This is a genomic window from Mesorhizobium sp. B2-1-1 (assembly GCF_006442975.2).
Taxonomy (GTDB): domain Bacteria; phylum Pseudomonadota; class Alphaproteobacteria; order Rhizobiales; family Rhizobiaceae; genus Mesorhizobium.
Map to the genome: position 1 here is coordinate 1,861,539 of NZ_CP083954.1, position 23,612 is coordinate 1,885,150.

At 64.1% G+C, this 23,612-nt stretch carries 25 protein-coding genes; 13 read left to right on the top strand and 12 right to left on the bottom strand.

Going from position 1 to position 23,612, the window contains the following annotated elements; genetic code table 11:
• Positions 1-21: 21 nt before the first annotated feature.
• Positions 22-780, top strand: a complete 759-nt coding sequence (locus tag FJ972_RS09055) for an SDR family oxidoreductase (RefSeq protein WP_140522380.1) — start codon at positions 22-24, stop codon at positions 778-780.
• Positions 781-792: 12 nt separating this feature from the next.
• On the opposite strand, the gene FJ972_RS09060 is transcribed toward FJ972_RS09055, so the two are convergent.
• Positions 793-1,431, bottom strand: a complete 639-nt coding sequence (locus FJ972_RS09060; protein ID WP_140522379.1) for a 2-dehydro-3-deoxy-phosphogluconate aldolase — start codon at positions 1,429-1,431, stop codon at positions 793-795.
• 187 nt (positions 1,432-1,618) lie between these two features.
• On the opposite strand from FJ972_RS09060, the gene FJ972_RS09065 reads away from it, so the two are divergent.
• The 3 genes from FJ972_RS09065 (at position 1,619) to FJ972_RS09075 (ending at position 4,640) form a co-directional block, all read left to right on the top strand.
• Complete coding sequence (locus FJ972_RS09065; protein WP_140522377.1) at positions 1,619-2,548, top strand: rhodanese-related sulfurtransferase; 930 nt, start codon at positions 1,619-1,621, stop codon at positions 2,546-2,548.
• Between the two features lie 116 nt (positions 2,549-2,664).
• Entirely contained in the window at positions 2,665-3,405 is a 741-nt protein-coding gene (locus FJ972_RS09070; RefSeq protein ID WP_140513669.1) for a tellurite resistance TerB family protein, read from the top strand.
• Positions 3,406-3,887: 482 nt separating this feature from the next.
• The gene (locus tag FJ972_RS09075; protein WP_140522375.1) at positions 3,888-4,640 is read left to right on the top strand and encodes an SDR family oxidoreductase; all 753 of its coding nucleotides are present in this window, start codon (positions 3,888-3,890) and stop codon (positions 4,638-4,640) included.
• Positions 4,641-4,702: 62 nt separating this feature from the next.
• Here the strand turns inward: FJ972_RS09075 and FJ972_RS09080 are convergent, their stop codons facing one another.
• Positions 4,703-5,077: a YciI family protein gene (locus FJ972_RS09080; RefSeq protein ID WP_140522374.1), complete on the bottom strand. Its 375-nt coding sequence runs from the start codon at positions 5,075-5,077 to the stop codon at positions 4,703-4,705.
• 148 nt (positions 5,078-5,225) lie between these two features.
• Complete coding sequence (locus tag FJ972_RS09085) at positions 5,226-6,410, bottom strand: pyridoxal phosphate-dependent aminotransferase (RefSeq protein WP_140522372.1); 1,185 nt, start codon at positions 6,408-6,410, stop codon at positions 5,226-5,228.
• Positions 6,411-6,493: 83 nt separating this feature from the next.
• On the opposite strand from FJ972_RS09085, the gene FJ972_RS09090 reads away from it, so the two are divergent.
• From FJ972_RS09090 to denD, 4 genes are read left to right on the top strand one after another with little or no spacing between them, the layout of a single operon-like run.
• Positions 6,494-7,180, top strand: a complete 687-nt coding sequence (locus tag FJ972_RS09090; protein WP_140522370.1) for a GNAT family N-acetyltransferase — start codon at positions 6,494-6,496, stop codon at positions 7,178-7,180.
• Between the two features lie 27 nt (positions 7,181-7,207).
• Positions 7,208-8,236 (top strand): cation diffusion facilitator family transporter, encoded by a 1,029-nt coding sequence (locus tag FJ972_RS09095; protein WP_140522368.1) that lies wholly within the window; start codon positions 7,208-7,210, stop codon positions 8,234-8,236.
• 60 nt (positions 8,237-8,296) lie between these two features.
• On the top strand, positions 8,297-8,509 hold the full coding sequence (locus FJ972_RS09100; protein ID WP_140522366.1) for a SoxR reducing system RseC family protein: 213 nt from the start codon (positions 8,297-8,299) through the stop codon (positions 8,507-8,509).
• Positions 8,510-8,521: 12 nt separating this feature from the next.
• A complete protein-coding gene (gene denD / locus FJ972_RS09105; protein WP_140496257.1) occupies positions 8,522-9,496 on the top strand; it encodes a D-erythronate dehydrogenase in 975 nt (324 codons plus the stop codon).
• 149 nt (positions 9,497-9,645) lie between these two features.
• On the opposite strand, the gene FJ972_RS09110 is transcribed toward denD, so the two are convergent.
• The 3 genes from FJ972_RS09110 to FJ972_RS09120 all read right to left on the bottom strand — a co-directional run bounded on the left by FJ972_RS09110 (position 9,646) and on the right by FJ972_RS09120 (position 12,462).
• Positions 9,646-10,809: a nickel/cobalt transporter gene (locus tag FJ972_RS09110; RefSeq protein WP_140522364.1), complete on the bottom strand. Its 1,164-nt coding sequence runs from the start codon at positions 10,807-10,809 to the stop codon at positions 9,646-9,648.
• A complete protein-coding gene (locus FJ972_RS09115) occupies positions 10,806-11,474 on the bottom strand; it encodes a DUF1007 family protein (RefSeq protein WP_140522362.1) in 669 nt (222 codons plus the stop codon). The genes FJ972_RS09110 and FJ972_RS09115 overlap by 4 nt, the downstream gene beginning before the upstream one ends.
• Before the next feature lie 88 nt (positions 11,475-11,562).
• The gene (locus tag FJ972_RS09120; protein ID WP_140522360.1) at positions 11,563-12,462 is read right to left on the bottom strand and encodes a LysR family transcriptional regulator; all 900 of its coding nucleotides are present in this window, start codon (positions 12,460-12,462) and stop codon (positions 11,563-11,565) included.
• Between the two features lie 685 nt (positions 12,463-13,147).
• Here FJ972_RS09120 and odc2 point away from each other — a divergent pair.
• Both odc2 and FJ972_RS09130 read left to right on the top strand, forming a co-directional pair.
• Complete coding sequence (odc2, locus tag FJ972_RS09125; RefSeq protein WP_140513661.1) at positions 13,148-14,281, top strand: ornithine/lysine decarboxylase; 1,134 nt, start codon at positions 13,148-13,150, stop codon at positions 14,279-14,281.
• A 159-nt stretch (positions 14,282-14,440) separates the two neighbouring features.
• A complete protein-coding gene (locus FJ972_RS09130) occupies positions 14,441-15,106 on the top strand; it encodes a GNAT family N-acetyltransferase (RefSeq protein ID WP_140522717.1) in 666 nt (221 codons plus the stop codon).
• A gap of 83 nt (positions 15,107-15,189) precedes the next feature.
• Here FJ972_RS09130 and FJ972_RS09135 read toward each other — a convergent pair whose 3' ends face one another.
• The 5 genes from FJ972_RS09135 to FJ972_RS09155 all read right to left on the bottom strand — a co-directional run bounded on the left by FJ972_RS09135 (position 15,190) and on the right by FJ972_RS09155 (position 19,427).
• Positions 15,190-15,474: an SCP2 sterol-binding domain-containing protein gene (locus FJ972_RS09135; protein ID WP_140522358.1), complete on the bottom strand. Its 285-nt coding sequence runs from the start codon at positions 15,472-15,474 to the stop codon at positions 15,190-15,192.
• A 214-nt stretch (positions 15,475-15,688) separates the two neighbouring features.
• Complete coding sequence (locus FJ972_RS09140; RefSeq protein ID WP_140496251.1) at positions 15,689-16,210, bottom strand: hypothetical protein; 522 nt, start codon at positions 16,208-16,210, stop codon at positions 15,689-15,691.
• A gap of 30 nt (positions 16,211-16,240) precedes the next feature.
• Positions 16,241-16,666 (bottom strand): hypothetical protein, encoded by a 426-nt coding sequence (locus FJ972_RS09145; protein WP_140496250.1) that lies wholly within the window; start codon positions 16,664-16,666, stop codon positions 16,241-16,243.
• A 13-nt stretch (positions 16,667-16,679) separates the two neighbouring features.
• A complete protein-coding gene (locus tag FJ972_RS09150; protein ID WP_181171779.1) occupies positions 16,680-17,279 on the bottom strand; it encodes a rod-binding protein in 600 nt (199 codons plus the stop codon).
• A 174-nt stretch (positions 17,280-17,453) separates the two neighbouring features.
• Positions 17,454-19,427, bottom strand: coding sequence for a BTAD domain-containing putative transcriptional regulator (locus FJ972_RS09155; RefSeq protein ID WP_140522356.1), 1,974 nt, complete (start codon positions 19,425-19,427; stop codon positions 17,454-17,456).
• Between the two features lie 151 nt (positions 19,428-19,578).
• On the opposite strand from FJ972_RS09155, the gene FJ972_RS09160 reads away from it, so the two are divergent.
• From FJ972_RS09160 to FJ972_RS09170, 3 genes are all read left to right on the top strand, one after another.
• Entirely contained in the window at positions 19,579-20,577 is a 999-nt protein-coding gene (locus tag FJ972_RS09160; protein ID WP_140522354.1) for a DMT family transporter, read from the top strand.
• A 111-nt stretch (positions 20,578-20,688) separates the two neighbouring features.
• Complete coding sequence (locus FJ972_RS09165; protein WP_226880524.1) at positions 20,689-21,330, top strand: hypothetical protein; 642 nt, start codon at positions 20,689-20,691, stop codon at positions 21,328-21,330.
• Complete coding sequence (locus tag FJ972_RS09170; RefSeq protein ID WP_319023025.1) at positions 21,324-22,259, top strand: DUF1194 domain-containing protein; 936 nt, start codon at positions 21,324-21,326, stop codon at positions 22,257-22,259. The genes FJ972_RS09165 and FJ972_RS09170 overlap by 7 nt, the downstream gene beginning before the upstream one ends.
• 344 nt (positions 22,260-22,603) lie before the next feature.
• Here FJ972_RS09170 and FJ972_RS09175 read toward each other — a convergent pair whose 3' ends face one another.
• Entirely contained in the window at positions 22,604-23,398 is a 795-nt protein-coding gene (locus FJ972_RS09175) for an SDR family NAD(P)-dependent oxidoreductase (protein ID WP_140522350.1), read from the bottom strand.
• Positions 23,399-23,612 lie beyond the last annotated feature (214 nt).

Below are 23,612 nucleotides of genomic sequence, written 5' to 3' on the forward strand. Positions count from 1 at the left end.
CTCCACAAAGGAGATTTGGATATGACGAGATCGAAGCGCGCACTGGTGACCGGCGCCAACAAGGGCATCGGCCTGGAGACCGCACGGCGCCTGGCGGCAACGGGATTCAAGGTCTGGCTCGGCGCCCGCGACGCCGAACGCGGCACCGCGACGGCACAGGCGCTGCGCAGCGAAGGGCTCGACGTCGAGTGGCTCGAACTCGACGTCGCCGATGACGAAAGCGTGGTGGCCGCCGCCAGGACCGTCGCGGCGCGGGTAGCCAGCCTCGACGTGCTGGTCAACAATGCCGGCATTGCTCCTGGATATGTCGACGCGCTCGGCTCGAACGGGCGGTATGAGTTGCCGCCGAGCCGGGAGAACATCGCCGACATCAAGGCCACCTATGATGTCAACGTCTTCGGCCCGGTCCGCGTCACCCAGGCATTCCTGCCGCTCTTGCTGGCATCGCCCGCCGGCCGCATCGTCATGGTGAGCAGCTATATCGGCTCGATCGCACGCGCGCAGGACGCAACAGGCGAAAACCAGTCGCCCAACATAATGGGCTATGGCAGCTCCAAGACGGCGCTCAACGCGATTACGGTGGCGTTCGCCAGGGAACTCGCGCCGCGCGGCATCAAGGTGAATGCCGCTGCTCCCGGCTACACCGCGACCGATCTCAACGGGCACAGGGGCGGTCGCACGGTGCAGCAGGCAGCCGAGATCATCGTGCGCCTGGCGACGCTCGATGCCGATGGTCCGACCGCCGGCTATTTCGACGAGAATGGCCCGCTGCGCTGGTGAACGCGAAAGCGCTTATCCGGTGAGCTTGCTCGCGGCGCGTGCGAGAGCTTCGATCTCGTCCCACCTGCCGGCCTTGACCATGTCGTCGGGGGCAACCCAGGAGCCGCCGACGCAGATAACATTGGGCAGGCTGAGATAGTCGGCCGCGTTCTTGCCGGTGATACCGCCGGTCGGGCAGAATTTCACGTCGGCGAGCGGCGAGGCGAATGCCTTCAGCGAGGCGATGCCGCCGGACTGCTCGGCCGGGAAGAACTTCAGGAAGCGCAAGCCGGCTTCGCGCGCGGCCATGATCTCGCCGGGGGTAATGGCGCCGGGCAGCAGCGGAACCTCGCTGTCGGCGGCGCCTGCCAGAAGCTCGCGGGTTATGCCCGGGCTGACGATGAATTGCGAGCCGGCGGCGGCCGCCTCGTCGAACTGACGCGCATCCAGAATGGTGCCGGCACCGACGATGGCTTCCTCGACCTCGCCGGCCACGCGCCGGATCGCTTCCAGCGCATCCGCGGTCCTGAGCGTGATCTCGATCGCCGGCAGGCCGCCGCGCGCCAAAGCGCGGGCCAACGGCACCGCATTGGCAACATCAGCGATCTTCAACACCGGGATGACCGGCTGACCGTTGAGCAACGACAGGAGTTTTTCGGTCTTGCTGGGCATCTTCTTCTCCATATCGTTGTCAATTCAACCGATTAGCAGACGGGTATTTTCCTGTCCACGCAACCGGGCGTGTCGTGATGTCACGCACGCCGGGTAGCTTACGGGCTCTTCCGGAACAGGGCCATGGCAGGCCGTCAAACCCGTTTCACCTTGAAACGGCTTTTACGAGCGTCTAGTTGCTCTGGCAATGACACCGTCCGCGCCATCCCAGCCTGTCCGCGTCGCCGCGCTCTACAAATTTGCCCGGCTCGACGCGTTCGAGGTGCTGCGGGCGCCGCTGGCTGCCTTCTGCTGTGGGCGCGGCATCAGGGGTACGCTGCTTCTGGCGCATGAAGGCATCAACGGCACGGTCGCCGGCAGCGATGCGGCGATTGCCGAATTGATCGACCATCTCGAAGCCATCGACGGGCTGTCCGGCCTCGAGGTGAAATACAGCAGCGCCGCGCAAACGCCCTTCCACCGCATGAAGGTGCGGCTGAAGCGCGAGATCGTCACCATGGGTGTCGAAGACATCGACCCGGCGAAGAGTGCCGGCACCTATGTCGCGCCGGCCGATTGGAACGCGCTGATTTCCCAACCCGACACGATCGTCATCGACACGCGCAACGCCTACGAAGTGTCGATCGGCACCTTCAAGGGCGCCATCGATCCGGCGACCGCGAGCTTTCGCGAATTCCCGGCCTGGGTGGAAGAGCACCGCGCGGAACTGGAAGGCCGCAAGGTCGCCATGTTCTGCACTGGCGGCATACGCTGCGAGAAGGCGACGGCCTATGTCAGGTCGCTTGGTCTCGAGGAGGTGTTCCATCTCAAGGGCGGCATCCTGAAATACCTCGAAGAGGTGCCGGCCGAAGACAGCCTGTGGCAAGGCGAATGCTTCGTCTTCGACGAACGGGTTTCGGTGTCGCACGGCCTCGCCGAGGGCGACGCCGAGCTGTGCCGCGCCTGCCGCCATCCGCTGACCTTGGACGAGCTGACATCGCCGAAATTTGCCGCCGGCGTCTCCTGCCCGCATTGTTTCGACGCTCGGTCGGACGACGACCGCCAGCGCTATGCCGAGCGCCAGCGGCAGGTCGAGCTGGCGCAGGCGCGGGGCAGGGGACCGCATATCGGGTCCTGATCAAGGCGCCTGGGCCGGGGCAAAGCGGCCGCCCGTCATTGCAATGTCAGGTTTCGGGACCTACGTCTTCGGCGTTCGAAACCTGCCCGTTCGGCCGGGCAATCCTGGAGGCATTGATGTTCGATCCCAAGAAGCTTCTCGACGATCTGCTCGGCTCGCAAATTCCCGGCACCGGCGGCACGGTCCGCGACAAGGCCGGACAGGCGGTGCAGATGGCCAAGGACAATCCTCTTGCGGCGGGCGCGCTGGCCGCGGTGCTGCTTGGAACCGGCGCCGGGCGCCAGGTCACCGGTGCCGCCGTCAAGCTCGGTGGGTTGGCAGCGATCGGTGGCCTCGCCTACAAGGCCTACCAGAACTACAAGGCCGGCAATGCACCCGAGCAGGCGCCGGCGGCCGGCGAACCGGAATTGCTGCCGCCGCCGAAGGACACTGCGTTCCACCCGTCGCAAGCGCCGCAGGGCGAGGACGAATTCACGCTGACCCTGGTGCGGGCGATGATCTCGGCGGCCAAGGCCGACGGCCATGTCGACGATGAGGAGCGCAAGAAGATCGCCGGCAAGCTGAGCCTCGCGGGGATCGGTTCCGATGCGGAAAAATTCCTGATGGCGGAGCTGGAGAACCCGCTCGACCTCGACACGCTGGTGGCCGGCGCCAAGACCGACGCGCAGAAGCTTGAGCTCTACACCGCGTCGCGCCTTACAATCGATCCCGACACACGCGCCGAGCGCGGCTATCTCGATCTGCTCGCGGGCCGGCTCGGCCTGCCGGATGCGCTGATCGACCATGTCGAGGCAACGGTTTCGGCGGTCAAAGTGCCGGCTGCCAAGGCCGGGACCTCACCCAATCCACGCTGGTAGGCCAAAACGGAACAGGCGGGCCTTCGTGGCGTTAACCTCTCGTTAACCCAGGAAGCGCATGATTCTAGACAGTCGGATCGGCTTTCCTCCTCCCAAGTCCGGTCCAGATCAGGGCGGTCGCCAATGACCGCCCTTTTTGTCGGCCCTCCGTGCTTCTCCCAAAAACGAATTGCGCTTTTCGGTACCCGGCCAGGCTCCGAACCCTCGATAGGAATTTTTTCCTTGACGGGGTGACGGCAACTATGGTAGATATTTGGTTATGGTGCTGAGTTGCGCCAGGGACTCGCCGCAGGCGGGTTTTCCGTTCAATGCTCCCTCGACAGCGCGCGGTCGAAGGCCCGAAGAGACCTGTCAGCTTGGATTCGTTGCCCTGGATACCAGTGTCCCGCTTGCCATCGCCGCCGTCATTTGCGATGCCTTTTGCCCCTGGACCACCTGAAAATCAGTCGAGCCAAATGCGGCGCAGCCGGAGGATATCTGCCATGACCGAAAAAACCGCCATCGTCACCGGCGCCGGCACGGGCATCGGCAAGAGCGTCGCCACCGCGCTGCTCAAAGCCGGCTGGAACACCGTGTTCTGCGGACGCCGGAAGGGGGTGCTGGACGAGGCGATCGCCGCGGCCGGGCAGACGGATGCCAAGGCACTGGCTGTCGCCTGCGACATCAGCAAGCCCGGCGAGGTCGATGATTTGTTCGAGACGGTGGCGGAGGCGTTCGGCCGCGTCGACCTGCTCTTCAACAATGCCGGCATGGGCTACAAGTCGGCGCCGATCGACGAGATCCCGGTCGAGGTGTGGAACGATATTGTGGGCGTAAATCTCACCGGTTCGTTCCTGTGCGCCCGCGCGGCCTTCCGCGCCATGCGCAAGCAGAAACCGATGGGCGGCCGCATCATCAACAACGGCTCCATCTCGGCCTACGCGCCGCGCCCGGGATCGGTGCCCTATACCGCGACCAAGCATGCCATCACCGGGCTGACCAAGACGCTGGCGCTCGACGGCCGCCCCTACGACATCGCCTGCGGCCAGATCGACATCGGCAATGCGCTGACCGACATGGCGCAACCGATGACGGTCGGCGTGCCACAGGCCAACGGCTCCATTGCCGCCGAAGCGGTGATGGACGTCCAGCACGTGGCCGACGCCGTCGTCCACATGGCCAGCCTGCCGCTCGAGGCCAATGTGCTGTTCATGACCGTGATGGCGACCAAGATGCCGTTCGTGGGCAGAGGCTGACCAAGCCTTTATTTTTGCGCAATTCCCAAGGGAAAGCGCTACGCGCTTTTCCCGGAATTGCTTTAGACCCCCGCCAGCGCCACGCCCGGCAGATAGAGCGCGATCGGGCGGATCTCGTAGACGGCGGTCGGGTTGACGCGGCGCAGATCGCGCGCGATGGCGATCGCGTCATCGCGCTTGGCGCAATCGACGACATAGAGGCCGAGAAGCTGTTCCTTGGTCTCGGCGAAGGGGCCGTCGATGACGATCCCGTCGCCGGGTCCGCGCAAGGTGCAGGCCGACTGGGTCGCTCCAAGCCGCGCCGAGGGGCCGAGGCTGCCGTTCGCATAGAGCCCGTCGTGGATCTTGAGCAGGTCGGTCATCAATGCCGCATCTTCCTGCGGCGTCAGTGCCTTGATCGCGTCTTCCACGTGATAGGCAAGAATTGCATAAAACATCGAGGCACCCCATTTCGATCCTGATCCAACGATCGTAGCGGCTCCCCGCACGCAGGCACAGTCTTTGGCCATGCGCCTCCCGACGCATCATGACATTGCCATGCCGCCAGCGGCAATCGATGCGGACTCGCGGCGAACGCCGGAGGCCTCACTTGGCCAGGAACGCTCCGATCCTGTCCAGCGCGCGCAAAATGTTCTCCTCGGAATTGGCGTAGGAGAGCCTGACATAGCCCTCGCCGAGAATGCCGAAATCGGGGCCGCCGATCAACGCCACGCCGGCGTCGTCGAGCAGGGCCGAGGCCAGTTGCTTCGCCTTCCAGCCGGTCTTCGACACGTTGGGGAAGGCATAGAAGGCGCCCTTGGGCGTGATGCAGGATATGTTTGGCAGGGCGTTCAGTCCCTCGACCACGATCTTCCTGCGGCGGTCGAAGGCGCGCATCATCTTGTCGACGTCGTCCTGTGGGCCGTCGATGGCCGCGATGCCGGCAAACTGGCTCGGCGCGTTGACGCAGGACCAGCAATTGACCGCCAGCTTGCGCACTTTGTCGTAGAGATGGGCACCCTTGTCGCCGTTCGGCCAGATCGACCAGCCCATGCGCCAACCGGTCATCGCCCAGGTCTTCGACCAGCCGTTGAGCACGATCAGCCGGTCGCGGATTTCGGGAAACCCGAGCAGCGAGCAGTGTTTTTCGCCGTCATAGGTCATCACGTCGTAGATTTCGTCGGAAAGGATGGCCACCTGCGGATGTGCCTCCAGTCCCTTGACCAACTTCTCGATCTCGGCGCGCGGTGTGACGCCGCCGGTCGGGTTGGCCGGCGAGTTGAGGATCAAGAGCCGTGTCTTAGAGGTGATCAGCGCCAGCGTCTCCTCGGCCGAGAAGGCAAAGCCGTTCTCCTCGCGCATCGGCACGGGGATGGGTGCCGCACCGGTGAACTCGATCATAGAGCGATAGATGGGAAAGCCGGGATCGGGATAGAGGATCTCGGCGCCGGGCTCGCCGAACATCAGGATGGCGGCGAACATGGTCGGCTTGCCGCCGGGCAGGATCATCACCGCCTCGGGCGATACCTCGACCCCGGTCGTGGTCAGCGTGCGGCGCACCACCGCCTCGCGCGTCGCCAACAGGCCGTTCGCCGGCGTGTAGCCGTGGTGGCCGTCGCGCAGCGCCTTGATCGCCGCCTCGACAATGTGCTGCGGCGTCTTGAAGTCGGGCTGGCCGATGCCGAGATTGACGATGTCGCGGCCTTGTTGGGCGAGTGCCGTGGCCCTCGCGAGCACGGCGAAGGCGTTTTCCTCGCCGAGACGATCGAAGGCCGAAATCGTGTGGAGCATTTTTCCCGTCCGTGTGGTTCTTGCTATGCGGTTGCGTTTTTGTGAGCTTCGGCCCGCAAAAGTCAAACGGATTGGAGCTTTCGGTGTCGGAAAATCTCAAGGACTGGCAACCGCGTCCGCGCCCGGAGCGCAAGGTGCTGGAGGGCCGCTATGTCAGGCTTGAGCCGCTGAGCGCCGCGAAGCATGGCGATGGCCTCTATGAAGCGTCTTCCGTGGCCGACGTCGATGGCCGCTTCGCCTGGCTGCCCGACTATCCGCCGGAAACCCGCGCCGCCTTCCAGCCTTGGCTGGACAAGGTGGAGGCGAGCGAGGATCCGCTGTTCTTCGCCGTCATCGACAAACCGAGCGGCAAGGTCGCCGGGCGCCAGACGTTGATGCGCATCGATCCGGCCTATGGCGTCATCGAGATCGGCAACATCTATTGGGGGCCGCTCATCGCGCGCAAGCCGGCGGCGACGGAAGCGCAGTTCCTGTTCATGAAATACATTTTCGACGAGCTCGGCTATCGCCGCTACGAATGGAAATGCAACAACCGCAACGAGCCGTCGAAGCGCGCCGCGGAACGGTTCGGCTTCAAGTTCGAGGGCGTTTTCCGCCAGCACCTGATCGTCAAGGGTGAAAACCGCGACACCGCATGGTATTCGATCATCGACAAGGAATGGCCGGCCTTGCGCAAAGCCTACGAGGCGTGGCTCGATCCGGCCAATTTCGACGGTGCCGGCCAGCAGAAACGACGGCTCGAGGATTTTCGCGCGGAATTCGGCGCTTGAGCTGAATCCGGGCATGGGAGTTTGCCATTGGCGCACAGTCACGACGACAGCCGGCACGACGACAGCCGCCACGACCACAGCGGGCACGGCTACAGCGGGCACGGCCACAGCGCGCATAGTCATGGCTCGACCGACAAGAAGCGCGTTCTGATCGCGGCCTGCCTGACGGCGGGCTTTATGGTGGCGGAGGCGCTTGGCGGCCTCTTCACCGGCTCTCTGGCGCTGCTGGCCGATGCCGGCCACATGCTTGCCGACGCCATTGCGCTCGGCCTGGCCTGGTATGCGTTTCATCTTGCGGACCGGCCGGCGACCGTCCGCCTGACCTATGGCTTCGGCCGGGTCAAGACGTTGGTGGCCTACACCAACGGCATCGCCATCTTCGTCATCGCGCTGTGGATCGTCTACGAGGCGTGGGAGCGCCTGCAGACGCCGGCGCCGGTGCTGGGCGGGCCGATGCTGGTGGTGGCGATCCTCGGCCTGCTGGTCAACATCGGCTCCTTCCTGGTGCTGCATGGCGGCGACCGTGAGAGCCTCAACATGCGCGGCGCCATCCTGCATGTGCTCGGCGACCTGCTCGGCTCGGCCGCGGCAATCGTGGCGGCGATCGTCATTCTGGCCACCGGCTGGACCCCGATCGATCCGATCCTGTCGGTGCTGGTCTCGCTGCTGATCCTGTCCACGGCATGGTCGCTGATGCGCGCGGCCGCCCACGTCCTGCTCGAAGGGGTGCCGCCGAGCCTCGACCGGGACCTGATCGCCAGCGACATCGCGACGACGGTCCAGGGGGTGCGCGAGGTGCACCACATGCATATCTGGTCGATCGACGGCACCAGCAGCATGGCGACGCTGCATGCATGCCTCAACGAGGGCGTGGACGCGCACAAGGCGGTCAGCGCGATCAAGAAGCGGCTTGCGTCGGAGCATGGCATCAGCCATGCCACGGTGGAACCTGAATTCGGCCAGTGCGCCGACGACGGCGACGAGCACGACCATGGTCATGACCATGATCACCACCAGGGGCATGACGCGGCTTTGCATCATGGCCATCATCACTGACGCAGGGAATCCAAGCGCCTTGAATCCGAGCTCGACGACCCCTGGCCACGCAGGGACAGCATAATGGATCGCGATACCAAGAACGCCGCCATCGCCGCGCTGTCGATCATGCTGCTGTTCGGCATTGCCGTTTATTTCCTGCCAAACATGATGCTGGCCCTCGGCGATCTGTCGACCGTGCTGGCCGGCATCTTCGGCACCGCGTTCGTGCTGGCGTTTTTCTTGGTGTTCTGGCTGCGCGCGCGCAGCCAACGCAAAAATCAGGGCAAATAAGGGAAGTTCGACATGCGCATTCTGATCACGGGCGCCGCCGGCATGGTCGGCCGCAAGCTCATTGCACGGCTGGCAAAGGACGGCAGGCTGCGCGGCCAGAAGATCACCGCGCTCGACCTACACGACATCGTACCGCCACAGGCGCCGGCCATCGATGGCGTCAGCATCCACAGCCATACCGGCGATCTCGCCGAGGCGGGCGCCGCCGAGAGGCTGGTCGCGTCGCGACCCGACGTCGTGTTCCATCTCGCCGGCATCGTGTCGGGCGAGGCGGAAGCCAATTTCGATCTCGGCTACCGCGTCAATCTCGACGGCACGCGCGCCTTGTTCGATGCCATCCGCCTGGCTGGGTTTGCGCCGCGCGTCGTGTTCACCTCGTCGATCGCGGTGTTCGGTGCGCCGTTCCCGGACGTCATTCCCGATGAATTCCACACGACGCCGCTGACCTCCTACGGCACGCAGAAGCAGATGAGCGAGGCGCTGCTGGCCGACTATTCCAGGCGCGGCTTCTTCGACGGCATCGGCATCCGGCTGCCGACCATCTGCGTGCGGCCGGGCAAGCCGAACAAGGCGGCCTCCGGCTTCTTCTCCGGCATCATCCGCGAGCCGCTGAACGGTCAGGAGGCGATCCTGCCGGTGCCGCGCACCGTCGTCCATACCCACGCCAGCCCACGCTCGGCGGTGAATTTCCTGATCCATGCGGCCGGGATCGACGGCGCCGCCGTCGGGCCGCGCCGCAACCTGACGATGCCAGGCGTCGCCGTCACTGTCGGCGAGCAGATCGAGGCGCTGGAACGCATCGCCGGGCCGAAGGCGGTGAGCCTGATCCGCGAGGAGCCGGACGAGACGATCTGGGCGATCGTCAAGGGCTGGCCGACGCGGTTCGAGGCGCGGCGGTCAAGGGAATTAGGTTTCAGCGCCGAGAAGAGTTTTGACGAGATTATCCGCGCTCATATCGAGGATGAACTGGGCGGCAAGGTGTATTGATATTCAGGTGATGCCGGCCTGCGAACGGCTGATACCTGCGCTTCCGGTGCTCACGTACTTTAAGTACGCTCCGCTCCGGTTCTCGATATCAACCGTTCTCGGCGCGGCCTGACCTGAATCTCAACACACCTTCGGGCGCTACTTCCGGGTCAAACGCCGCCCGTCAGGCTCGCCGACAGCAGCAGCAGTCCGAACAGGAACACGAAGGCGGCACCGCCGATCTCGACGATCGAATGGATGCGGTTGCCCATGCGGCCGTCGCCGGCGAAATACACCGCCCAGTTCTTTGCGGTCACCGCGATCGTGGCCAGCGCCGAGACGGTTATGGCGGTGCCGATCGACATCGCCAGCACCGACAGCAGGCCGCCGAGCCACAGGCCATTGAGCAGGGCGAAGCTGAGCACGATCAGCGCGCCGGAGCAGGGGCGGATACCGACCGCGGCCACCGCCGTCCAGGCGGTGCGCCAGTCGAAGCGGTCGCCCGACAGCAGCGCCGGATCTGGCGCATGCGAGTGGCCGCAGGTCTCGCAGACCTCGCCCGCCGCGTGCGCGTGATCGTGCGCGCCATGATCGTGGTGATGATCATGCGCGCCGTGGTCATGATGATCGTGCGAATGGTCATGCCCGTGGTCATCATGATCATGCTGATGCAGCGCGTGCGCCGAATGGCTGTGAGCGGCATGCGAATGGCTCGCGTGAGAATGCCCGGCGTGAGCCGCCGACAGGCTGTAGGCGGGACCTCTGCCGAACAGGCGCAGGATGGAAGGGCCGAGCTTGCGCCACAGCAGCCAGGCGCCGAACAGGGTGACGAAGACGAAGCTCATGATCTCCATGAACCAGGCCGCATCGGTCATCGAGACGGCGGTACCGCGCAGGACGAAATAGGCGACTGCCATGACCGCGACCGCGGTCAGGCCCTGCAGCAGGGCCGAGACAAACGACAACAGGATGCCACGCCGCAGCGCCACTTCGTTGGCGACCATGTAGGACGAGATCACCGCCTTGCCGTGGCCGGGGCCGGCGGCGTGGAAAATGCCGTAGGCGAAGGACAGGCCGATGAGCACCCAGAGCTTGCTGTTGTCCTGGCGCATCGCCTTCATCGCGGTGGCGAGCGCGCGATAGAATTCCTGCTGCCTGAGATTGATCCACATCAGGATGTGGGCGAACGGGCCGGTGGTCGGCGCCATGCCATCGTTGACGCCGATGCCGAGCGAGCTCTGGGCATGAGCCGAGCCGGCGAAATGCACCATCGCGAAGCTGATGGCCAACAGGCCGAATGCCAAACGCAGGGATGGTCTCATCACCGGGTTCATCCTTCTGGCTGACAGGTCAGTTCGAGCTTGGTGGCAAAGATCTTGCTCATGTCGGTGCCTGTCGGGTCGTTGAAGAAGGCGTCCGTCAGGGTCTTCTGGTTTTCCTTGATGGCCTCATCCGGGTCGGGGCGGACCACCTTGTCGGTGCAGTTCGGGGGCAGGCCCTCGACCGTGATGTTGGCGTCCTCGGTGAAATCGATCGCCGTGTAGAAGGTCGGATCGTAGACGCCGATATCGATCTTGCCGGCGAGCTTGATCGGCGCCTTCGGTTCGGACTCGAACAGGATGATCAGCTGGTCGTTGTCGAAATTGGCCATCAGATGCGGCGGCGGCGTCATCGGCACGTCCTTGCCGTCCTGGGTGACGAGCTGGAAGTAGTTGAAGTCGGCCAGCGAGGCGTGGACCGTGTCGGCGACCTCCTTCAACTCCTTGTCGTCAAGCTTCAGGTCGGAATTCTTGTCGAACTCCATCATGACAGTACTGGAAAACAGATCGTCGAAGCGCCAGAGATGGCGCAGCGCTTTCACGCTTTGGTGATCCGGGGAGAGGATCACGTCGAGGCGGGCCTCGGCGAAAACGTGCGGATGCACCTCTGCCGGTCCAACGGCGGCCAATGTCGCCGCCAGGGCCGAAGCCAGCATGATTGCGTGCCGTCTCAGATGCATTCGCGGTCGCGATTCCCTTGGCTTCGGAGAGAAGTCGACAGTTACCAGAAAGGGGGCGAAAATGGGACCGCGCCGCAATTGAAGGCGGTCATGCGGTTTCGCGCGTCCTGAACCACTGGACCAGGAAATCGACGAAGACACGCACCTTGGCGGGCAAATAGCGCCGGTGCGGATAGACGGCGAAAATGCCGGCGCCCGACAGGGTGCGGTCATCCAGCACCGTCACCAGCCGGCCGCTCGCAATATCCGGCGCGGCGATGAAATCCGGCAGGATGGCAAATCCCAACCCCGACAGGGCAGCAGCCCGCGCCGCCATCGGGCTGTTGACTTCGATCGGGCCGGAGACCGAGACGCTCACCGTATCCTCGCCGTCTCCCTTGAATTGCCAGTTGTTCAAGCCGCGGCCATTGGTGTCGACGATGCAGGGCATGCGGCCGAGATCCTGCGCCCGTACCGGCATGCCATGTTTTGCGATGAGTTCGGGAGATGCGCACAGCCGCGTCGAGAACGGCGCCAGACGCCTGGCGATCAGCGACGAGTTCTCCAGGCGCGAGATGCGCACCGCGAGATCGAAGCCTTCCTCGACGAGGTCGACAAAGCGGTCGTCCAGCTGGATGTCGAGCACGATGTCGGGATATTGCTTGGCGAAGTCGATCAGCGACTGGCCGATCGGCGCGTCGGCGAAGGTGCGCGGCGCAGACAGCTTGATCCTGCCGCGCACATCGCCGGAGGATTCGCGCACGGCGTCGGCAAGACTGTCGACCTCGCGCACGATCTCGGAGGCGCGGCGATAATAGGTGTGGCCGGCCTCGGTCATCGAGAACTGGCGGGTGGTGCGGTTGAGCAGCAGCGCGCCGAGCTCGTCCTCCAGCTCGCGCACATATTTCGACAGCAGCGCCTTGGAGCGGCCGATCTTGCGCGCCGCCGCCGAAAAGCCCTCGGCCTCGACCACGTCGATGAAGGCGCGCATACGAGTCAGTGTGTCCATGAATCAGGCCTTTCGTGCGGCATCGAGATTTCGGCCGAGCCGTATCAGGGCAATGTCGCCGCCGGAAGGGCCAGCGACAGGCCCGACCACCGATAGCTTGCGAGGGTGCCGAAGGGCGTCGAGAGGGGCGTGCGTGCCTGTCATCGTTCGATATCCGGATACGGTGAAACCAACATTGTTCGATGCCGGAATTTTTACAACCTGCGATACGATTTTTATTGATTGTGAATCTCTCTGCCCCTATATCGCGCTTGCCCAAAGTCGCACGTGCCTGTGGGTGTCCGCCGACCCTCTGAATGGTGAGGGAAATCGGTAAGGTAACTGGAGCCAACCCCTCCAGTCGGTTTAGCGGCCAACCGCCAGATCGAGGACACCTTGAAGCAACGACGGTGCGGGCCTTTCTGGTTCTCTGCCGGTTGTCCAAAGACCGGGGTTACTGAAGAGGCACACCATCATTGCCGGCAGTGCGGAACGGGGTTCTCCCAGTCCAAGCCAAGGCAGACAAAGCGAACCGAAGCCGGGCAAGGCCAAGGTTCATCGCCGCGAGACGGCGTTTCATGGTTCCGGGGTCTCCACCGGCTGGTTCCATGGAATTCCGTCCCGCCTTTGTCCACCGCGTGTTCGCGAGGCCGACAGCCCGCGTCCGCACCCTTGTGCGCGCCGAAAGGCGTGATGGAGAAACCCGATGGCCACGCAGCGCATCCTCGACTTCCTCGCCACCCGACGTCCGACCGGTCCTTGCCTCGTCGTCGACCTCGATGTCGTGCGCGACAATTTCCGCGCCTTCGAGAAGGCGCTGCCCGATTCCAGGATCTACTATGCGGTGAAAGCAAACCCGGCGCCGGAAATCCTGCGCCTCCTTGCTGCGATGGGCTCGTCCTTCGACACCGCTTCCGTTGCCGAAGTCGAGATGGCGATGGACGCCGGTGCGCCGGCGGACCGCATCTCCTTCGGCAACACAATCAAGAAGGAGCGCGACATCGCGCGCGCCTACCAGCTCGGTATCAAGCTGTTCGCCGTCGATTGCGTCGAGGAGGTCGAGAAGATCGCCCGCGCCGCTCCAGGCGCCCGCGTGTTCTGCCGCGTGCTGACCGATGGCGAGGGCGCCGAATGGCCGCTGTCGCGCAAGTTCGGCTGCGTGCCTGCGATGGCCGTCGACGTGCTGCGCCATGCCAAGGCGCTCGGGCTCGACGCCTATGGCGTGTCGTTCCATGTCGGCTCGCAGCAGACCGACCTGACGGCCTGGGATCGCGCGCTGGCCGACGCCAAGACCGTGTTTTCGACGCTCGCCGAGGAAGGCATCGTCTTGAAGATGGTCAATATGGGCGGCGGCTTCCCGACGCGCTACCTGCGCGACGTGCCGGCGGCCCAGGCTTACGGCCAGGCCATCTTCTCGGCGCTGCGCAAGCATTTCGGCAACGCCATTCCCGAGACCATCATCGAGCCGGGCCGCGGCATGGTCGGCAATGCCGGCGTCATCAAGTCGGAAGTCGTGCTGATCTCGAAGAAGGCGGACAACGACAATGTGCGCTGGGTGTTCCTCGATATCGGCAAATTCGGCGGCCTGGCCGAGACGATGGACGAGGCGATCCGCTATCCCCTAGTGACCGCGCATGACGGCACGGAAACCGCGCCTTGCGTGCTCGCCGGCCCGACCTGCGATTCGGCGGACGTGATGTATGAGAAGACGCCCTATCCGCTGCCTCTGTCGCTGACCATCGGCGACGAGGTGCTGATCGAAGGCACCGGGGCCTACACGACCACCTATTCGGCGGTCGCCTTCAACGGCTTCGAGCCTCTCCGATCCTACGTGATCTGACGGTTCGAAAGAACCGTCGGATCATCCCAGGTGGGCGTTTGTCGCCCATCCGGGCTCGCCTGTGGAACAGTCTCCGCTCGTGAATGGATCGCGGAAATGGACATTGCAAATTTCGTTGTCGAAGGCGCTGCGCGCGACATCTCCCCCTCAGAGGTGGAGATGGTCACGAAGTGGCCGGAGGGGTTTGTCTCAGCCGCCTCGACGTCTCTTGGACCGCATGGGGCTAGCGCTTCACGCGCGGCGAACCCCTCTGTCGCCTTCGGCGACATCTCCCCCTCGAGGGGGGAGAGTGCCCGTGCTTTCGCCATCGTTGCCGAAACGCCTGATGACATCGCGGCGCGCGAGGCGTTGCTCGATGCCGCCATGGGGCCGAAGCGCAAGACGAAGTCGTCGGAGAAGCTGCGGCGGGGCCGGCGGCCCTCGGAAGGCCTGGCTTTCGTCGCGCGCGACGCATCGGGCGCCGTGATGGGCACGGTGCGGCTCTGGGACGTCACGCTGGGCGAGGGCGGTCCGGCAGCACTGTTGCTTGGGCCCCTGGCGGTCGCTCCTTCGCTCAAGAGTGCCGGCATCGGCTCGGCGCTGATGCGCCATGCGGTCGCCGAAGCCGCGCGTCTCGGCCACGCGGCGATCCTGCTGGTCGGCGACGCGCCCTATTACGGCCGCTTCGGCTTCTCGGCCGCAAAAACCGGTTCGCTGGCCATGCCGGGCCCGTATGAGCGGCATCGGCTGCTCGCGGTGGAACTGGTGGAGGGCGCGCTCGACGGCGTCCATGGCACGCTGAAGGCCGCGGGGCGCAAGCTGAAGGCGCCGACGCTGGCGGCCTGAGGCGCTGAGCCCCAAACGAACGAAAAACGCCGCCCGAAACGGCGGCGTTTTCGTCCCGAGAACAGTCTCGGCGGTCTTCTGTCTCAGCCGATCAACTGGCTGAGCGCCATGGCGACAGACATGTCGCCTTCGACCTTTATCTTGCCGGTCATGAACGCCATGGTCGGGTTGAGATCGCCCGATATCAGCGAGTCCAGATCGTCGAGCGAGAGCTTGATGGTGCAGTCGGCGGGGCCATCGGTGGTCGAGACATCGGCGCCGTCGATGACGATGACGCCGTCGCCGCCGGTGTCGAATTTCACGGAACGATCGAACCCGCTGCTGGCCACGCGCGACCTGATCTTGTCGGCAATCTCCTGAACGCTCACGCTGTTCTCCTGTCTGGTTGCATCTGCCTGTTCGGTTGCATCTGTCGCGCCCCGGCATGATCCGCCCGAGGGCCATGCATCTTCGCGGCCACGGTCGCTACCGCATATAGCTTTGGATTGACGTTTACGTCAATGCGAATTGCATGGCCTGGTTCTATCGCCGCACCGGGCGAGGGACCGGATCACCGTGCCTGGCCAGTGGCATGCCGGGGGCTCAATGCGACTTGAAGGCCTTGGTCATCTCGGACGCAGTGGCGCCGGCTTCCTGCCGGCGGCGCAACCAGTTGTCTCGTATCTCATCCTTGCTCAGGAAATTGACCTGATCGACCAGAACCTCATGCACCAGTGTGGCGCCGACGCGTGTGTTGACGGTATCGCGGATCGCGGCGCGGAAGGCGTCGAGGTCGATCGTCTCCTTCTTGGTGAAGTCGATCTGCGGATTGGAATAGAGGTAGGAATAGACCTGGTCGGTGATCAGCGCCTCGGCCGGGATCGACAGTTTCTTGATCTGCTCGGGTTCGACCGTGTAGACCAACTTGGTCAGGAAATAACCGTCGATCCTGGCGTTGCGGATCAGCGGCACCGAGATGACCTCGGTCTTGACGTAGTCCAGTCCGCCCAGCATCGGCTTCGGCTTTTCGCCGACGCCGCGTTCGCCGGCGGCCTGGAACGAATAGAACACCGCGCCGAGCGTGGCGACGCAGATCCAGACCGCGATGGCGATGACCTTGACCATTCAGGCACCCGAGCCGGCGACCACCGCGCGCTAACCGCGCGCCCGGCCGAATTCGCCGGCGGAATAAGTGCCGTCGGTTTCGGCGCGCTGGATGGCGGTGCGCAACAGGCCTGCGACCTCGTTGACGGCGCTCAGATGCGCCAGGATCGCCGCCTCGTTCTTCGCAAGCTTCTGGCGAAGCCGGACAAGGCCTTCGCGGTGCTGTTCGAGGAACTCGGCTTCGCTGCCGCCGCGCATGGCACGGGTCAGTTCATAGAGATAGCGGCTCTTGCGCGCGTTCGATGCCTTGAGGTCGTAGCCGGTGTCGCTGCGCAGCCCGGCCGTCTCTTGCTCGACGACTTCCTCGATGCGGCCGATGATGGCGGCAAGGTTTCCGGGCCGCGCGAGTGCGACCGGGGCTTCCGATGTGGCCGTGCGCGCCGGCAGGTTGGCGGTGAATTCCGAAAAGTCGGCCATGGCGTTTCCCAGTCTAGATCTTGATGTCTGTCTTTGTGGTCGTTTCATCGCCGGTCATGGACCTGGCGGCCTTGCGCTGCAGCTCCTGGACGAGCGAGGTGGACAGACGGCTCTGCCGGTCGGTCTCGGTCTTTTCAGGCCCGCCGGAGACTGGGCCGATCGGCACCTTGCGCTTGCCTTCGAGATAATGGTCGGCGAGCAGCGACTTGGCGATGCCGATGCCACCACGCTCGGCCATGACGTCGGCGACGCGCTCGGCGAGCTGCGATTTCCACATGTCGCCGGCCAGGCCCTTGCCGTACACGCCCTCGGTGTCCTTGGGCATCATGTTCTGGATGAAGGTCTGGAGCACCATGGCTTCGAATTTCTTGAACTTCTTGGATGGATCGGCCGCCATGGCCTGGTCGGCGGTGGCGCGCGACAGCATCGTCCCGGCCGAAGCGGCATCGACCGAAAAGCTGCCGGCAACGCCGCCCGCATGCCTGGTCAGCGCGGCGCGCGCGGCCGCGAGATCCGCCGGCTCGGCTGCTCGGATAACATCCATCACGATGTCGCTGGGGGGAGAGATCGCCAAGAAAGTCCGCCTTTTGTCGGGTTTCCTTGGCCAGACCATGCCTCAACAAGCTTGTGGCAGGCTTGCGGGGGGAGGAAGGAAGGTCAGGGTTCTCTGCATCCAGCCGCGCAGCCAGATTTCAACAACGCATGTCGGGTAAAAATGTGGCTTCCGGTTTTGGGAGAACGACCTGCAGAAGGCGTCTCGCCCGAATCCGTTCGAACGTGACGCGCTTCAGGACGGGGGAAGACCGGCCCTCGACAGCATTTCAAGGAACCGGGAATGGTGATGATCCTTCACATAGCGCGGCACAAAGCCAGGGCAGACATTGCTCAGATTGAGATGCGGAAGTTGTGACAGGCAATGATGGATGGCCCGCGACGCTTCATCGCGATTGCCGGTTGCGGCCGCGGCCGCGGCCCAATAAAGCGCGCCACGAACGAAGCCCGGCTTTGTCCTGACCACCTTGCGCGCGACCTCGAGCGCCCGCTGATCGTCTCCGCCGGCAAACAGCGCCATAACGAGCCCGTGGTGACGCCAGTAGTCGATGACGTCATGGGTTCCCAGCCGGATCGCCTCGTTCGCCTCGCGCACGGCTTCGCTGACCTGCCCGCGCAGCGCGAAGAGCATCGCAATATCGCCGTGGCCGCTCGGATAATTTGGGTTGAGGCTGATCGCGTGCCGGCATTCGACGATCGCCTCGTCGATACGACCGCAACTTTCGAGAGCGAATGACAAGATGCACCGGGCAATTTCATCGTCCGGCACCGCCCGCACCGCGGCCTCGGCAAGCGCCAGCGTATACTCGATATTGCCCTGCTCGCGGGGCAGCGCGCCAAACGCGATGCCCATGGAAATCATGATCGAGAGCGTCCGCTTCGCACGGGCGTTGTCGGGCCCTGTCGAGAGCGCCTTCGTCGCAAGTTCCATCCCGACCAGCAGCGAGTCGTGGGTCATCTCAAAATATTTCATGAGCGCCTCGTTCACCAACCTGCGCACTTCAGGGGGACCAGGCGGACTCTTGTCGCGGACCTTCCAGTTGGTCAGTTGAAGTTCGAGGATCACCGCCAGAACGACGGACTGGGCGATCCTGTCCTGGAATTCGAGCGCATTCTCGGAGTGGCCGTCGAACTTCTGGGCCCAGACATGATGACCGCCGACGGCATCGACAAGCTGGATGTTCACCCTCAGCCCATTGCCGGATCTCTGGATGCTGCCGCTGAGCACATATTGTGCGCGCAGCGCTCCCGGCGCTTTACCTTCCTGGCGCGGGCCGATCTTATCTGTCGGGGGAACCGCGGAGAGCACGACATAGTCGGCCACCTCGGAAAGGGCTGTCGTGATGTCCTGGACCAGTCCCTTGGAGAAAAAATTGTCGCCTTGTTTTCCGGTCAGATTGGTGAAGTCGGCAACGCCGATGGAGGGGTGTCCGAGACGATGGCTGGCCGCAACACCACTTGCCGACGGTGCGTGTGACGCCGTGTCGGAAGTGAGCAGCAGGGACTGCCATAGTGCCCGCGTCTCAGGGCCGGCTTCGACGCCGAACTCCTTCTTCAGCATGCTTCTGCAAGCCTCGTATGTCCTGAGCGCCTTGTCGCGTTGACCACAAGCAAGGAGCAATTCCATCTTGAGCCGATAGGATTCTTCCCGCGCCGGATCCATAGCCAGGACGCGATCGGCCAGGACGAGGCCCGCTTCAGCGTCGACGAGGCGAGCCAGTTTCTCGAACGATTCAAGCGCACGACCGAGCAACCTGTCGCGTTCCGACGCGACCCAGTCGTCGAAGCCATTGCTTCCCACATGGAGACCGTCGAGGAACGGGCCGGTGTAGTTCGCCAGAGCCTTTTCGAGTTCCTGCGCGGAGCGGGCCGATAAACCCGTCTCGAACTCCTCCACATCGACCCGGAACGCCTCTGGCCTGAGGTGGATCAACTCTCCGGTGGAATGGATAAGATCGACACCCGAGAGATCGCGGCGCAGGACGCTGAGCGCTTGGCGAAGACTGTTGCGCGAATGTTCGCCATCGCTGTCGCCCCATAGCAGATCAGCCAGTCTCTCCCGCGTCGCTGCCATGCCCGGACATCGGGCCAGATAAGCAACGATTGCCGGGCCGCGTTTCCCGACCAGTCGAAGCGGGCCAGTTGTTTCAATACGGAAGCCGCCGAAGAGTGAGATTCTATTTGCAGCGCCGCCGTCGTCACTTTGCATCTGCTGCCTCAGCCTGACGAAATTCTAACGCAAATCTAACGTTCCGCAATCGTCCGTCACCGCGCTTCAAGCGCTCCCGTGACGGCAGGTCATTTAGACTTCGCTAAATTAGGCGGCCAAGTCAACGCAATGCTTGGTTCAAGGGGGGCGCGTGTCCAGAACAAGAGCCAATTTGCTGCTGCTCCTTGCAGCCGCATTGTGGGGCTTCGGCAACGTCTCGCAAAAGACGGTGCTGGTCCATCTCGACGCCATGAGCGCGGTAAGTCTGCGTTGCCTGATCGGCGGGCTGCTGGTGCTGCCCTTTGTCTTGACCGAAAGGCGAGTGGCGATCGGGGCGGGCTATTTTCCGAGCCTGGCCAGGGTGGGCGCGCTGTTCGCCATCTCCATCACGCTTCAGCAGCTTTGCTATGTCGGAGCCTCGGTCACCAATGCAAGCTTTCTGGTGAGCACGGCAACCGTAATGACACCATTGGCCGCCTGGTTGCTCGTCGGCGAGCGTCCGACAGCGGGCCTCACGATCGCTGCCGGGCTGACCCTGGTCGGAGCCCTGCTTTTGTCGGATGGGATCGGCGGCCTCGGCAGCGGGGATCTCACCGCAATCCTGTCGGCTGCCTGCTATGCGCTCTGGGCGGTCGAGCTCGGCCGGCACATGCAGGCCCATGCGCGGCCGTTCACCGCCGCCGCCGCACAATTCCTCGGCGCCGCAGTCTTCGCCCTGCCGCTTGGGGCAATGCAAGGCAACCTGTCGCTGGCCGCCGCATTCGCAGCCGGTCCGGAATTGGCGATACTCGGCGTCTTCTCCACCGCGATAGCCTTCGGCATACAGACGGTTGCCCTGCGCTTCACGCCGGCCAGCCACGCCGCCGTGATCGTCAGTGCCGAAAGCGTTTTCGGGGCGCTGGGCGCGGCGATCTTTCTGGGCGAGCGGAGTTCGTGGCCGGGCGCTTTGGGAGCGGCGATCATTCTTGGTGCGATCCTTTCGGTAGCACGATCGAACCGAACGCCGCAGGCACGTGCGTCCTTGCGGACCACTTCGAACCAACTCTTCGACATTGCCCCTGCCTTTGCAACAGCGCCGGCAAGCGGGGCAGGCGAACGCCGCGTCAACAGTTCAGGTCCGGTGGAGGAATGCGATGACCACTGCCGCTGATGCGAACGTCGCCGTGTCGAGCGCGGCCGGACAGGCCGCGGGGGCGCTGCGATGAACGCGTGGACAGTCCTTCTTCCGCTCGCACATTTGAGATCGGCCCTTGGTGCCCGCATGAAGGGACCCGGCGGCTATTACAACAGTGGCAACGCGCTTGGCCTCGTCGTAGGTCTTGCAACCCAAATTGCGGCCGCGCCAGTCGGCCAGCATGAGGAAAGCGCTGTCATCGCGGCGGTGACGGACTATTTCGCAGGCAGCCATGGCACTGTTGCGCTCACCTTGGCTACCCTCGTCTTTTTCTGCGGCGGCGAAGCCTACCACCGGGCTTGGGCAAAGCCGGATGTTCCCGATCCCACCCTCAATCGTCTGGGCGACTTCCTCTCGGGATTAGGCGCAATCGGGCTCGGCATCGCGCTCTTGCTGCTCGGCGACCCGCTGCTTGCGGCGACGTCCGGCCTGCTGCATGCGCTCGGCAAGTTCGGCAGCACCTTTCACAGGCCGGGCAGGCCGGTTCCGGTGTGGCCGACCGCCTGGCCCGATCCGTTCCGCAGTGCGGTGCTCGCCAGCAGGTTGCCGGCAGTGGTGGCGACAACCGTCGCCCTCGGCCAGGCTTTGCCGGTGGTCTGGTCGGGCGAGTCCTTCGCGGCACTCATCATGCCGCTGACGTTACTCGGCTGTTATCTTTTGTGGACCAAGGCCGATCTGCTGCTGTTCGGCGTTGGGTCCAAGGTCCCTCGTCAAATTTCCACATGTTGAAAATGGGCGGCTTTGACAACGATCGGTTGTCGAGATGGAGAATGAGCATGTTTACAGATATGTATCAGGACGCCGGTCCCTCTTCTGGAGCGGTCTCCTTTCGCGGGCGGGTGCAGCCGATAGGCGGGGCCAATCTTTTTTCGCCGACAAAGCCATCGGGAAGGGGGCTGGCAAAGCGAGCCAATTCACTCCTGAGACTGGCGGGGATACTTGCAGCTTCTGCGTTCTGGAATCTCCCGGCGCATGCAGCGAATGTCGACGTTGCCATCGTGTTCGCGGTCGACTTCTCGTCATCGATTGATCCAAAGATCGCCGATCTGCAACGCGAGGGACATGCCGCGGCACTCACTTCGCCCGAGATCATCGCCGCCATCGGCCGGAATTACGTCGGCTGCATCGGCGTGGCCTACTTTGAATGGTCGAGCCCCGGACACGCACGCACCATACTGCCGTGGACAAGCATCTGCGGACTGGAAGATGCAAGAGCGGCGGCGGCGGAGATCAGCAGGAAAGGGGATACCGGCGTCATCCGTCGAGGGCGATCCGGAACATCGGTTTCCTCGGCTATCGACATTGGCAGTCTTCTGTTGGACCAGTTTCCTGGAAATGCCGCCAAGAAGGTCATCGATATCTCCTCCAATGGTGAGAACAACGACGGACTTCCTGTTCAGCCGAGCAGGCTGAACGCCATTGCCAAGGGATATACGATCAACGCCATCGCCATTCCCGCCGAAGACGACGATCCCGGCAATCCGCTGGCATCTTATTTTGCCAAATCGGTCATTGGCGGTTCCCAGGCCTTCGTCATGACGCCAAAAGGGCCAAACGACTACAGCACGGCGCTTCGCCGCAAGCTGGTCACAGAAGTAAGCATGAACAACGAAGGGCAATTCCCGCAACCGGCGGACGAGCGCTCTTCCCAACCGTAATTCCGGACAGTGGCGCATTGCTGCACGGACGCGTAAGGGCCGAGAGCAGACGGCGGCTCCTGGCATTAGCAAACACAGCTTCCAGGCTGCTCGGCTCGACGCGCCGAGCCGTCAACTGACCTGAATACGGCGGTCACCTGTCCGTTGCTCTCCCGACAGGTATGTTTCTTGGCGATCCACGGCCCCTCGTCGATCTTGACCTCGGCCCGGTCGATCGGCGGCGCACCCCAGGGCGGCTCCGACGATCCGACAATCGCTGCCGATATGAGGCACCCGAGCCGGCGCCGATTTGAGGCCGGCTCAGCCGCGGCGACCCTCATGCCACCGCGGCGGTGGGACGCGGCTCATCCGATCGAGCGGAGCACACCACCGTCGACGCGCAACGCGGCGCCGGTGGTCGCCGAGGCCTGCTCGGAGCAGGTGTAGACGACCATGTTCGCGACTTCCTCGGTTGTCGCGAACCGGTTGATGAGCGTGGTCGGACGCAGCGATTTCAGGAAATTATGCTCGGCGTCCGTTTGCGTGATGCCCTGCTCCTTCGCGGTGGCCTTCATCCAGTCGCCAAGAATCTCGGAGTCGGTCGGCCCCGGCAGGACAGCGTTGACCGTGACGCCGGTGCCACCGACAAGTTCGGCCAGCCCGCGCGACACGGCCAGCAACGCGGTCTTGGTCATGCCGTAGTCGATCATCTCCTTGGGGATGGCGAGCGCGGACTCGCTGCTGATGAAGACGACCCGTCCCCACCCGCGCTCGACCATACCCGGCATATAGTGGCGCGCGGCGCGCACGCCGCTCATCACGTTGAGCTGGAAGAGGTCGAGCCATGCGGCGTCGTCCTGCTCGAAGAAGCCATTGGGACGCGCAGTGCCAACATTGTTGACGAGGATGTCGGCATCCGGCGCCTGCGCCGCGAGCGCCGCCGAGCCCTCGGCCGTCGCGAGATCGGCGGCAATGCCGGTGAGGTCGGCGTCAGGCAGCAGCGCGCGCAGTTCCCGGAGCGTCGCGGCGACCCGCTCTTCCGTACGTCCATTGACGACGACGGCGGAGCCTGCGCGCGCGAGCCCTTCGGCGATCGCGCGGCCGATGCCGGCGGTCGATCCGGTGACGATGGCCTTGCGGCCCTTGAGTTCGATGTTCATGCCCTTGATCTCCGATTATAGGCGGCCGGACGACCGGACGGATGGCCCGGAGGTCAGCTGATGCCGCTCAGCTAGATAAGCCGCGCGGGCGCGCGCAGCGTTCCGAATGCTAGTGCCGAAGGACGCCGAGCCCGGGCTCTTGCCACGGACACCGCCATTTCCTGGTGGGCGAACATACGGGCCAGCGCCTGGCCAACAGCCCCAAATCTATGAT

What these genes read in the sequence shown, in the direction of transcription:
- FJ972_RS09055 (WP_140522380.1), top strand. Translation starts at nt 22, where the DNA reads ATGACGAGATCGAAGCGCGCACTGGTGACCGGCGCCAACAAGGGCATC.
- FJ972_RS09060 (WP_140522379.1), bottom strand. Translation starts at nt 1,431, where the DNA reads ATGCCCAGCAAGACCGAAAAACTCCTGTCGTTGCTCAACGGTCAGCCG.
- FJ972_RS09065 (WP_140522377.1), top strand. Translation starts at nt 1,619, where the DNA reads ATGACACCGTCCGCGCCATCCCAGCCTGTCCGCGTCGCCGCGCTCTAC.
- FJ972_RS09070 (WP_140513669.1), top strand. Translation starts at nt 2,665, where the DNA reads ATGTTCGATCCCAAGAAGCTTCTCGACGATCTGCTCGGCTCGCAAATT.
- FJ972_RS09075 (WP_140522375.1), top strand. Translation starts at nt 3,888, where the DNA reads ATGACCGAAAAAACCGCCATCGTCACCGGCGCCGGCACGGGCATCGGC.
- FJ972_RS09080 (WP_140522374.1), bottom strand. Translation starts at nt 5,077, where the DNA reads ATGTTTTATGCAATTCTTGCCTATCACGTGGAAGACGCGATCAAGGCA.
- FJ972_RS09085 (WP_140522372.1), bottom strand. Translation starts at nt 6,410, where the DNA reads ATGCTCCACACGATTTCGGCCTTCGATCGTCTCGGCGAGGAAAACGCC.
- denD (WP_140496257.1), top strand. Translation starts at nt 8,522, where the DNA reads ATGCGCATTCTGATCACGGGCGCCGCCGGCATGGTCGGCCGCAAGCTC.
- FJ972_RS09110 (WP_140522364.1), bottom strand. Translation starts at nt 10,809, where the DNA reads ATGAACCCGGTGATGAGACCATCCCTGCGTTTGGCATTCGGCCTGTTG.
- FJ972_RS09115 (WP_140522362.1), bottom strand. Translation starts at nt 11,474, where the DNA reads ATGCATCTGAGACGGCACGCAATCATGCTGGCTTCGGCCCTGGCGGCG.
- FJ972_RS09120 (WP_140522360.1), bottom strand. Translation starts at nt 12,462, where the DNA reads ATGGACACACTGACTCGTATGCGCGCCTTCATCGACGTGGTCGAGGCC.
- odc2 (WP_140513661.1), top strand. Translation starts at nt 13,148, where the DNA reads ATGGCCACGCAGCGCATCCTCGACTTCCTCGCCACCCGACGTCCGACC.
- FJ972_RS09130 (WP_140522717.1), top strand. Translation starts at nt 14,441, where the DNA reads ATGGTCACGAAGTGGCCGGAGGGGTTTGTCTCAGCCGCCTCGACGTCT.
- FJ972_RS09140 (WP_140496251.1), bottom strand. Translation starts at nt 16,210, where the DNA reads ATGGTCAAGGTCATCGCCATCGCGGTCTGGATCTGCGTCGCCACGCTC.
- FJ972_RS09145 (WP_140496250.1), bottom strand. Translation starts at nt 16,666, where the DNA reads ATGGCCGACTTTTCGGAATTCACCGCCAACCTGCCGGCGCGCACGGCC.
- FJ972_RS09150 (WP_181171779.1), bottom strand. Translation starts at nt 17,279, where the DNA reads ATGGTCTGGCCAAGGAAACCCGACAAAAGGCGGACTTTCTTGGCGATC.
- FJ972_RS09155 (WP_140522356.1), bottom strand. Translation starts at nt 19,427, where the DNA reads ATGCAAAGTGACGACGGCGGCGCTGCAAATAGAATCTCACTCTTCGGC.
- FJ972_RS09165 (WP_226880524.1), top strand. Translation starts at nt 20,689, where the DNA reads ATGAAGGGACCCGGCGGCTATTACAACAGTGGCAACGCGCTTGGCCTC.
- FJ972_RS09170 (WP_319023025.1), top strand. Translation starts at nt 21,324, where the DNA reads ATGTTGAAAATGGGCGGCTTTGACAACGATCGGTTGTCGAGATGGAGA.
- FJ972_RS09175 (WP_140522350.1), bottom strand. Translation starts at nt 23,398, where the DNA reads ATGAACATCGAACTCAAGGGCCGCAAGGCCATCGTCACCGGATCGACC.